2 protein-coding genes are annotated in these 11,840 nt (G+C 32.8%); both read left to right on the top strand.

Annotated elements, in window-relative coordinates; genetic code table 11:
- The first annotated feature begins 1 nt into the window (after nt 1).
- The gene (locus tag OGZ34_RS19705; RefSeq protein WP_263361442.1) at nt 2-5,650 is read left to right on the top strand and encodes a non-ribosomal peptide synthetase; all 5,649 of its coding nucleotides are present in this window, start codon (nt 2-4) and stop codon (nt 5,648-5,650) included.
- Between the two features lie 7 nt (nt 5,651-5,657).
- On the top strand, nt 5,658-11,840 hold the full coding sequence (locus OGZ34_RS19700; protein ID WP_263361441.1) for a non-ribosomal peptide synthetase: 6,183 nt from the start codon (nt 5,658-5,660) through the stop codon (nt 11,838-11,840).

Here is an 11,840-nt window from a genome sequence, read left to right as displayed (position 1 = left end):
TATGAAAAATAACAAAATGAAAGATATAGCAATTATAGGATTTTCAGGTGTTTTTCCTGAGGCAGAATCAGTTAGCGAATTTTCTAAGAACTTGTTAGAAGGGAAATGTTCTATTAATGAGATATCAAAAGCAAGATTATTTAATACTTCAATTTCAGATGAAATTAATTGCTACAAAGGCGGTTACTTAGATGAAATCACTCTTTTTGATTATAATTTTTTTAATATCTCTTTAGGGGAAGCAGAGGAAATGACGCCTCATCAAAGATTGATCTTGCAAGAAGCCTATAAAACCTTTGAAAATGCGGGTTATAGACCAAAAGATTTAAAAGGTTCTAATACATCCGTATATGTGGGGGACACAGATACCAGTTATTATCTCTTAGCGGAAGAATCTACTCCTACATTAATCGCCGGAAATACGAGTGCCATGCTTGCAAGCAGGATTTCCAGGTTCTTTGATTTAAGAGGAGTGGCATTGAATGTAGACACAACTTGTTCTTCGTCATTAACTGCAATAACTCTTGCCTGTAAAGACATATTGCTGGAAGAAACAGATCTGGCATTAGTATGTGGTGTAAATATAAATGTTGTTCCTACTCAGAAAGACTCTAAAATAGTTCTTGGAGTTGAAGCTGTAAGCGAAAGTTGTAATCCATTTTCAGAAAAGGCAGATGGAACAATGGGCGGGGAAGCAGTAACTTGTATTTTATTGAAATCGGCAGAACAAGCTATAGCAGACGGAGATATAATTTATGGACTAATAAAAGGTTTTGCTTTAAATCAAGATGGTGGACAATCTGCCAGTATAATGGCTCCAAGCGTTGAAGCTCAGGCGGATGTGATCGATAAGGCATTGAAAAAGGCTGGACTTACACCAAGTGACATTACATTCATTGAGGCTCACGGAACAGGTACTAAATTAGGAGACCCAATTGAAATTGAAGGATTATCTCAAGTTTTTGGACCTATTCTTGAAAATGATGAGAAAGTATATATTTCTGCAGTTAAATCTAATATTGGACATACAGATAGCGCCGCTGGAATCGTAGGGGTTATCAAAGTACTACTTTCTTTTAAAAACAATATTATATACCCATCCATTAATGCGCTTCCTTTAAATTCTTATATCGATTTTGAAAAAGCAAAAGTTGAGGTAGTAACCACACCTATTAGCTGGGATGCCGCAAAAAAAGCAACAAGAAAAATTGCAGGAGTGAGTTCTTTTGGTTTAATGGGGACTAATACGCACCTAATTTTAGAATCATACGAAAAAGCAGATTCATCTTCTTTAAAGAACGACAGCGATGAATATATTTTCTGTTTTAGTGCAAAAAGTGAAACGAGTTTAATTAATTACCTGCAAACATTTCAAAATTATTTAAAACATACAACAGATAGTATAAATGATATTTCATACACATTAAATAATTATAGAGAAATTTATGAGTTCAGATACATAGCAATTGCCAAAAACATAAACCATCTACTGGAGATTCTGGAAAATGTAACAAATGAAATGATTGTAAGTAGTGGTACTGATGATCTTAAAGAAAGCATATTGTTATTTGATGACTCTATTTCAATAGATAATAAGGTATTAGAAGGTATGCCTGATGTTGATGTTTACAAAAACCATTTGTTAAGTAATGCCCAACAATCTCTGTTTGTTCAATATTCCAGCTATCAGTCTCTTGTGAAATCGGGAGTGCTTATTAATGAAATGATTGGAATTGGGGTTGGAAAGGTTTTATTAAAAGTATTAAAAAAAGAGATATCTCTCGAAGAAGCTTTGCAAACTGTAGATCATGTTTCTCTTGAAGCGGAAAATGAGAATGAAGAGTTAAAAGCTCGCGCAGAAAAATTAATTAGCAAGTATTCGAACGGATTAAAAATAATAGCAGTAGGTTACGATGGAAAATTAGGTACTATTTTCAAAAAGATAGTTAATGACAAATTATGTTACAACGTAATTGGTTATAGCTTACCAATGAATGAAAACTTAAAAGTATTGTTTAAGTTTAATTTTAACGTTGACCCTAAAGCTTATTATTACAAAGAGCAATTTTCTAAGATAGAATTACCATCCTATTGTTTTGATGAAAAAAGATGCTGGTTAAGGACTACTGATAATCCGTATGATCCCAAATTTATAGGATTTGAAAAAAGAGTAAGTTTAGAGAGTTACGATAATCTGCCAATAGTGGAACAGTTGCAGAAAATGTGGAGTGAAATTCTAAAAACTGAAATGCAAGAGCAGGATGATTTTTTTGATTTTGGAGGTCATTCTTTAAATGGTTCGCAATTGATCAATAGAGTTAATGAACGTTTTTTCTTAAACCTAAATATCGATGATTTATTTGAAAATGGTACACCGCAGGATATGGCACTGTTAGTACAATCATTGGTGAAAAATGACGGTGACATACAAGTAGAACAGGAACAGATTAAAACTGTAGAACCACAAGAACTTTACGAAGTGTCATTTGCTCAAAAGAGTCTTTGGTTACAAGCTAAGATGTCTAACAATTCAACTAGTCTTAATGTTCCAATATCTATTGTTATTGATGGCGAATTAGATTGTTTTAATTTAATAAAAGCATACAATGCTATCGTTGAGAGACATGAGTCTTTAAGAACGACATTTGTTTTTGTTGAAGGTAAATTAAAGCAAAAGATAAATGCTTTTGAAGACTTAGAATATTCTATCAAATATGAAATAAAAGAAAATTCGTCTAAAGAAAACCTAAACAGGTACATATTGAAATTAGAGGAATCGCCCTTTGATTTAATCGAGACACCTTTAATTCGTGCCAATATAATAAAAATTGAAAATAACAAGCACATCTTAAATATCACATTGCATCATTTAATCTGTGATGGCTGGTCAGTAGAAATTTTAAAGAAGGAATTATTTTACACCTACAATGCATTATGTTTAGGTGAAGAACCGCAGCTTCCGCAATTAAAAATCCAATATAAAGATTATGCTGTTTGGCAATTTGAGAGATCACAATTGCTAAGTTTTAAAGAGAGCGAATCGTTCTGGCTGGATCAATATAAGGAATTGCCAAAAGCTTTAAATCTACAATTACAAAAGCCAAGACCGGATATAAAAACATTTAAAGGGAACATTGATACTTTTCAAATACCTCATGATTTAACGGTTCAGATAAAGCAGCTCTTGAAAGAGGAAGAGATCACTTTAGCTATGTTTGTTGGAACTATTTTAAATTTGTTTTTATGTAAATTATCGGGAGAATCAGATATAACTATTGGATTTCCGATCTCGGACAGAAGTCGCAAACAATTAGAAAATCAAATTGGTCTTTATCTTAATACGATCGCGTTGAGGTCTAAATTTAATAAGGATGTGTCCTTTAAGTCCTTGATAAAAGAAGTTTCAAATAATTTAAAGCTGGCATATAAAAATCAAATCTATCCTTTTGAATTACTCGTTGAAAAATTAAATCTTCAAAAAGATTATAGTCGTTCTCCTTTATTTGATATCGTATTTACAGTTCAAAATTACGTAGATCTGAATGTTTTAGGAGAATTAGAAAATATAAGCAACAACGACATAAAATTAAATCATTTCAAAATTGACGATTATTCAAGCGCTCAGTTTGACCTGATTTTTAGATTTATGGATTTAGAAAACGAATTGTCTTATGAAATGGAGTACAATACAGATTTGTTTGCTCCTGAAACCATAATTAAATACCACGATTTTCTCATTAACATATTACAACAATGTCTTAGTGACAAAAATATTGATATTGATAATATTTCTTTGGTATCAAATAATGATATAATAAAACAGATTCAACAGCTTTCGGGGGCAGAAGAAAAAGTAACTGTCGACGAAAATATAGTGGAGTATTTATCTTCAATTTGCAAGAATCACAAAGACAATGTAGCTGTAACATTTGAAAATCAAAATTACTCCTACGAAGAGCTGGACACCATTTCTACTAAGCTGGCTAACTATATTATTGCAAATGAAGAGTTAAAACCGGAAGAGAATGTAGTCGTTTCCTGTGATGTGTCTCCTTTGTTGATAGCGACCATGATAGGGATATTAAAGGCAGGTTTAGTATACGTACCATTAGATAAGAAGCTGCCGGCACAGCGTCGGGAATATATTATTGAGGATGTTCAGGCAAAATTAGTAATTGACGATTTTTGGCTGGCCGATTTCGTAAAAAATATAGACAATATATCATCAGATAAAGTAGAGGTAAAGATTTCTCAAGAGCAATTGGCTTATATTATTTATACGTCAGGTTCGACAGGGAAACCTAAAGGAGTGATGATAACACATAGTAATCTAATGGAGTTGATGCTAAATTGCAAAGATTCACATTACGATTTTTCTGAAAATGATGTATGGACGCTTTACCACAATTATTCTTTTGACTTCTCAATTTGGGAAATATTCGGCCCATTATTTTTTGGTGCAAAGCTTATACTTATTGATAGAGCCAAAATATTAGATTTTACAGAATATTTTAAACTGATTAAGGAGCAGGGGGTTACAGTTTTGAATTTTACTCCCAAAGTATTTGTTGAATTTGATAATCTAAGGGTTAAAAAGAATGAGCAATTTGATAGTTTAAGATATGTGATTTTTGGCGGGGATATTTTATTTCCGGGCATCTTTAAGAATTGGCATAAATCGCATGCTTCTTGTAAATTGATAAACATGTATGGAATTACAGAAATAACCGTACATGGGACATTTAAAGAAATACTTGTCGATGACATTTTTGAGAAAGGAAATATTAGCAATATTGGAAAACCTATTCAGGGACTGAAATTTTATATTCTGGACGAAAAAGGGAAAATAGTGCCTGAAGGTGTAATTGGTGAAATTTTTATTGCTGGAAATCAATTGTCAAAAGGTTATTTTAACAAGAAAGAGCTAACCGAGGATCGTTTTCTGGAAAAAAATTATTACGACTTAGGAACATTGTATAGAAGTGGAGATCTTGCGCGTTGGCTGTCTACCGGAGAATTAGAATATATTGGAAGAATTGATAGCCAGATAAAAATAAACGGATTCAGAATCGAATTAAATGAAATTGAAAACATTTTATTAGAACATCAGTCTGTTGAATTTGTTAATGTTACTTCTGTTGATGAAGAGAATAAAACATACCTGTTAGCCTATTTTAAAGCGAATCAGACAATAGACCCTGAAGAACTAAAAAAACATCTCAAAAAGCATTTACCACATTATATGATTCCTGATTTCTTCGTTCAGGTGGATAAAATTGAGTTGAATTCCAATGGTAAAATTGATAAAACCAATTTCCCCGATTTGCAAACCATAAAAGGGTCTAAAGAAAAATCTGAACACAATTTGCAAGGAAAAATAATTGATCAGATACATTCCCTTTTTTGTGAAATTTTAAATTATGAAGAATTGCCAGCCACTGAGAATTTCTTTGATTTAGGAGGCTCTTCATTACAGCTGATTCAATTGCATAGCGCAATAGATTCCCTATGGCCTAATAAAGTACTAATCTCAGATCTCTTTGAATTTAATTCTATAGAAGAAATCTCTTCTTTTATCGATAGAAATTTAGATGATACATCTTCATCAGAAGTGAATAATAATAAGAATATTGAATTTTTTGAAATCTAAAAATACTATGGATATTGCAATAATTGGGGTAAGTATAAAATGTTCTCAAGTAAATAATATTGAAGACTTTCGTAGAGTTTTAAAATCGGAACAAGTATGTATCGGGCAACCTTCCGATGAGAGAATTATAAATTCAAGAATTGACAAAAAAGAACTGTATTACCCTTATGGATATATAGATAGAAATGATTTTTTTGATCATTCGTTCTTTAATTTGTCTAAAGCAGAAGCCGATGCAATGGATCCGGCGCATAGGATGCTTTTAGAGTCAGTTTGTGAGGCCTTAGAAAACAGTGGTTATAATCTTGATTATTTGTCTGATAGGAAAGCAGGATTATTTACTACCGCACAATCGGGAGGATATAATATACTCTATCAATCTCCAAATTCAGAACTTGACTTTATTGGGGGATTATCAGCAATGGGTTCGGGAAGAATTGCTTATTCTTTAAATATTAGTGGTTCGGTAATGAATATTGATACCGCTTGTTCTTCATCATTAGTAGCTACACATGAAGCGGTTCAAAAATTAAAAAACAATGAATTAGATATTGCCGTTGTTGGAGGAACAAGAATACTTTATCAGTTCAACGAGCCACATGAATTGAAAAATGATGCGATAATGACTGCTGATGGACAATGTAGGGCCTTTGATGATGGCGCATCAGGAACATCAGGAGGAGAGGGTGTGGCTGTCATTATTTTGAAACGATTGGATAAGGCAATTGAAGATAAGGATAACATTTTGACAGTTATAAAAGGATCTGCCATTAATCATGATGGAAATACATCAAACGGTATCACGGCACCAAGCCCAACAGCTCAAACCTCTTTATTATTAAGTGCTTGCGAGAATGGAAATGTACCAATTTCTTCTATCGGGTATATCGAGACACATGGAACCGGAACTAAATTAGGCGACCCTATTGAATATAGAGCGATTAAAGATGCTTTTTCCAGCAAAAAAGAGGAATATAGCGTAAGACTGGGAACGCTAAAACCAAATATTGGACACCTTGATAACCTTTCTGGACTGGTAGGGCTTATTAAAGCATCCTTAACCTTAAAAGAAAAGGAATTTTTTCCGTTGGCCAATTTTAATTCGTTGAACAAATTTATTGATCAGGATCCCAATATAATAGTACATAAAGAAGGAAATGCCTGGTTGTCTAATACCGTACGAAGAGCAGGGGTTAGCTCTTTTGGTCTAAGCGGTACGAATTCGCATGTAATACTAGAAGAGTATGTGCCGCAACAAAATGGCAATTCTGTTGATCAGGAAGCTGAGGTCTGGTTTAAAATTTCGGCGAAAAACAAAAATGTATTAGGGACATACTTAGAGAATATATCTAATTTTTTGTCAGAGACAGATAATTCGGAAATAAATGATATCGCCTTTACCTTAAATGATGGTCGTTTGGATTACAAATACGGAGTGTCGGTTCATGGTAAATCAGTTGCAGCATTAAGGGAATCTCTCTTAAGGGAAAAACAAAACATTGATAATCTTGAACCCCGAAAGCACAATAAAATTGCGTTTCTATTTCTTTCTGATGAAATAAAAGATTTGAAGGGTCTCCTAAAGGATAATCATTTTGATAAATATTATGCTGCAGAGAAAAATAAATTAGACACAATAGGTTTTAATTCACTTAGTGCTCAAACAGTAGCAACACAGGTGTCTTTATATCATTGTCTGACGAGTAAAGGTTTTTCAATCAATAACATAATTTGTAACGGAGCCCTGGCCAAGGTTTCTAAAGAAATTATAGAAGGTAAAAGTATATCCTTACCTAATGATATCAGCTTTAGTCAAACACCTGATTTTGACCTTGAAAAACTAAAAGTACTAGCCAAAAGACTTGAAGAAGAAAATACAGTATTAGTAATTGTTGGCAATAATGAAGTAGCGATTGAGCAAATTAACCAAACATTAAATGATAGCAATGTTTTTACCGTAGATCTATTAAAAGATATTTCTAATGGTTGGGGAGCTTTATGGAGTACATTTTATAATAATGGAATTAAATTTAACTGGAAGAGTTTTTACCCTTCCAGGAAATATAATAGAAAAGGAGTTCCAACTTATCCTTTTGAAAAAAATTCTTGTTGGAATAGCATTAAGAATCCTTTAATATTTGAAAATAAGGAACTAAAAAGAACGGTATTAGAAAAAGTGTCTTCTCCAAAAGCAATTAATGAAGAAGAAGCAGTTGTCAGTATTTTGCAGGAAGTGCTACAGAATAAAACGTTTCAGCTTACCGATGATTTTTTTGAATTGGGAGGGAACTCAATAGTAGGCATTCAATTTATTAATCGAATTAATGAATTGTTTCAAATAAACATTGAATTTGACGAATTGTTTAATTGCTATGAGATCAATGATATTATTGAACTCGTTAAAAATGAAAAAAACAAGGAAGAAAAGCCATCTGTAATAGTAGAACAGAATGATATAAACGAGCTGCACTCTTTTGAGCTTTCAAATTCACAAAAAAGAATGTGGGTCGAATCTCAAACACGCTCCTTGTCGCTGGCCTATAATATTATCATGAATTTCACTATAGAGGGCGATATAAATATGGAGATATTTAAAGAAGTCCTCAAAATTATTGTGAAAGATCATCATAGCTTGCGTGCGGTTTTTTCAATTGATGAAAACGGGGCTATTTCTCAAAAAATAATCCCCTTCGAAAAGTGTAATTTCGAACAAACTTTAGAATTCGAACATATTAGTGAATTAAAATCAATAGAATCTAAAGTTCAGGAAATATACAACACCTTATTTAATTTAGAGAGCGGACCACTGTTTCGTGCTCATATCATTCAAATTAATGAACATAAAAATCAGGTAATATTTTCATTTCACCATATTATTTTTGATGGTTGGTCTGCAGGTATATTTATGTCTGATTTTGTGGCGATTTATAAACAACTAGTAAACAATACCTACAAGTATACGGAGAAAAAGGAAAGTTACTTAGACTATATAACCTGGGTTAAACAAAATCTTATTCCGGAAAAAATAGATTCATACAGATCCTATTTGAAGGCAAAACTGGAAAATATTAATACTAGATTGAATTTAGGAAATTCAAACGTGTCGACATTTAATGGACGCAAATTGAGTTATGTTATAAATTCAGATATTAGTTCAAAACTTAATAAAATAGCCCAAAAAAATCGTGCAACTCTATTTGCCGTACTACTCGCTTCTGTAAGAGTCTATTTGTATCGTTTAACTCAGGATAATTGTGTTATAGGAACTCCTGTTTCAGGAAGGGTAAAAAAGGATTTTGAATCTATAATTGGATTATTTGTTAACACAATACCCTTTTACGCAAAAGTATCGGACGAAAAAAGTTTTGAGAGATGTATCATCGAAGAAATGGAATCTGTTACAAAAGCTCTTGAACATCAGGTTTATCCATTTGATATGCTATTAGAAGATTTGCAAATGGAGAAGGGAACTTCTTTATTTGATGTAATGGTTATTTTACAAAATCAAAATAATAGAGCCGGACTGATTAACGATGGTGACGTGCCATTTAAAATAGAAATGGATAATGAGCAAGAAGACATCTTTACAAGATTTAATCTAACATTTACCTTTTTTGAAGGAGTAGATACAATAGAATTGGAATTGCAGTATAATATTGATGTTTTTGATTCTGAATTTATTGACTCATTGTTGGATAATTTTTTACACTTCATGGCGCAGATTTTAGAGTCTCCGGAGCAAAATGTTTCAAAACACTCTATTGTAAATGATAAACATCAGAAAAAATTACTACTGGAGTTTAATGATACGGTTGTAATCTATCCAGAGGAAAAGACATTAATCGATTTATTCGAAGATCAGGCAAAGCAAACTCCTGAAAATATAGCAGTTGTCTTCGACGATTTGCAAATCACATATAAAGAATTAAATGAAAAGTCTAATCAGCTCGCTTGTTATCTAAGAGAGAATTATGCTATTCAGACAGATGATTTAGTTGGGGTTAAGCTCGAAAGGAGCGAAAAAATTATAATTACTATTTTAGGAATATTGAAATCGGGTGCAGCTTACGTTCCAATTGATATTAATTACCCGGATCAGCGTATAGCTTATATCGAGAAAGACAGTAATAGTAAAATTGTTATTGATGAGAAAGAGTTCTTTAAATTTAATAAATCTTGTGAGAAATATTCAAAAGATAATGTAGAGAAAATCAATACTCCTAATGATTTGGCATACATAATCTATACATCCGGAACTACTGGTGAACCAAAAGGAGTAATGATCGAACACACCAATGCAGTTGAACTAATCAATTGGGCAAAATCGGAATTTGACTCGTCTAAATTTGATATCATGTATGCGGTTACCTCTCATTGTTTCGATTTGTCTGTTTATGAGATGTTTTATGCCTTTTCTATAGGCAAAAAAGTGAGAGTGTTGAACAATGCACTTTTCATAAAAAACCATATAGAAGGCGACACTAAAATACTATTAAATACGGTTCCGTCTGTCGTGAGAAAGTTGCTTGAAGAAGCTGTTTGTCTGGATAATGTATCTTATATCAATATGGCCGGAGAGATTTTACCAGTTGATATTGTTAAGAAGCTTCAATCTTTTCCGATAGAAGTGAGAAATTTATACGGTCCATCGGAAGACACCACTTATAGTACAAATTATGTTGTTCTTAATAAAGAATACAGCTCCATCCCAATCGGTAAGCCTATATCCAATAGTCAGCTCTATATATTAGATGACGATTTACGACCGGTACCTCTTGGAGTGTCGGGTAAATTGTATGTGTCAGGAGCCGGAGTTGCCAGAGGGTACCTAAACAAACCGGAACTTACAAAAGAAAAATTTATAGCCAATCCATTCCGTAAAGAAAGTCGCATGTATGATACAGGAGATTTAGGAAAGTGGCTCTCAGACGGGAATGTTGAGTTTCAGGGGAGGAAAGATCATCAAGTTAAGATAAGAGGGTTTAGAATAGAATTAGGAGAAATAGAGAATACAATATTAGGGTATTCTGACAGTCTAAAAGAAGTAGTTGTAGAGGCTAAAGAGAATAAAGGCGAGAAAGTACTGGTTGCTTACCTGGTTTCCTCGGCGGAGATAGATAAATCAGAAGTGAGAAAATTTCTACAAGAAAAACTACCGGATTACATGGTTCCGGGTTTTTATGTAGAATTGGAAAACTTACCCTTAACTCCTAACGGAAAAATCGATAGAAAAGCTTTGCCAAATGTTGGGGAAGAAGATATCATTCGAAAAGAATATGTCGCTCCTGAGAACAAAACAGAAGAAAAACTGGTTAGCATCTGGCAAGAGGTTTTGAATGTTAGTCATATAAGTGTTACAGATAATTTTTTCGAACTTGGGGGGCAAAGTATATTGGCAGTAAAAGCAGTTGCAATTGTCAACAGAGAGTTTAATACGGACTATCCTTTAAATATCTTATTCCATGTGGAAACAATTAAAGAATTGTCATCCTATATTATAAATGGATATGATTTCAAAAAAGACTTTTATGAATACGGGATGTTATCTGCACCAAAAACTGTATTTGCCTTTCCTCCAATTTTAGGATATGGAACTGCCTATAAGAACTTGTTTCATGATATCGTGGATGTTAAAGTAATCGCATTTAACTTCCTTGACGGTATTGAAAATATTGTTGGTTATTATGCGAATCAAATTAACAAATTGCAGCATGATGGTGACATCGTTTTATTCGGATGGTCTGCTGGTGGAAATTTATCATACGAAGTAGCAAATTACTTGCATGAAAAACTAGATCGTAAAGTGTCATCTATAATTATGTTAGATTCTTATGCGGCACATGAAGATGATCCTGAAATCGAAAGCGTTTCGGATGTGGATGAATACATCAAATATGATTTAGGCCTGCAAAAATTGTATCAAAACGACAACATCTTGCAAAAGGCAAAGGAAAAATTATTTCATTACTTAAAGTACATGTATGCTATCGAATACAAGCATAAGATTTTTTCAGAAATATATCTTATAAAAAGTGATGAACCAATGGCGAAGTATAATTGGGAAAATTTTGTGGGTAAAATACACTTGGTTCAGGGTAAAGGTGACCATTATTCGATGTTGCAAGAGGAGTCTTTCCTTGACAACAGAAATATAATCCACGAGATCATTTCGAAAATAATTAAAATATAA

The sequence above is a fragment of the Flavobacterium collinsii genome, from assembly GCF_946903285.1.
Classification (GTDB): domain Bacteria; phylum Bacteroidota; class Bacteroidia; order Flavobacteriales; family Flavobacteriaceae; genus Flavobacterium; species Flavobacterium collinsii.
This window is presented reverse-complemented; position numbering and strand designations above follow the sequence as displayed.

Bases quoted from the DNA above. Each gene is read 5' to 3' on its own strand.
- OGZ34_RS19700 (WP_263361441.1), top strand. From the start codon at position 5,658: ATGGATATTGCAATAATTGGGGTAAGTATAAAATGTTCTCAAGTAAAT.
- OGZ34_RS19705 (WP_263361442.1), top strand. From the start codon at position 2: ATGAAAAATAACAAAATGAAAGATATAGCAATTATAGGATTTTCAGGT.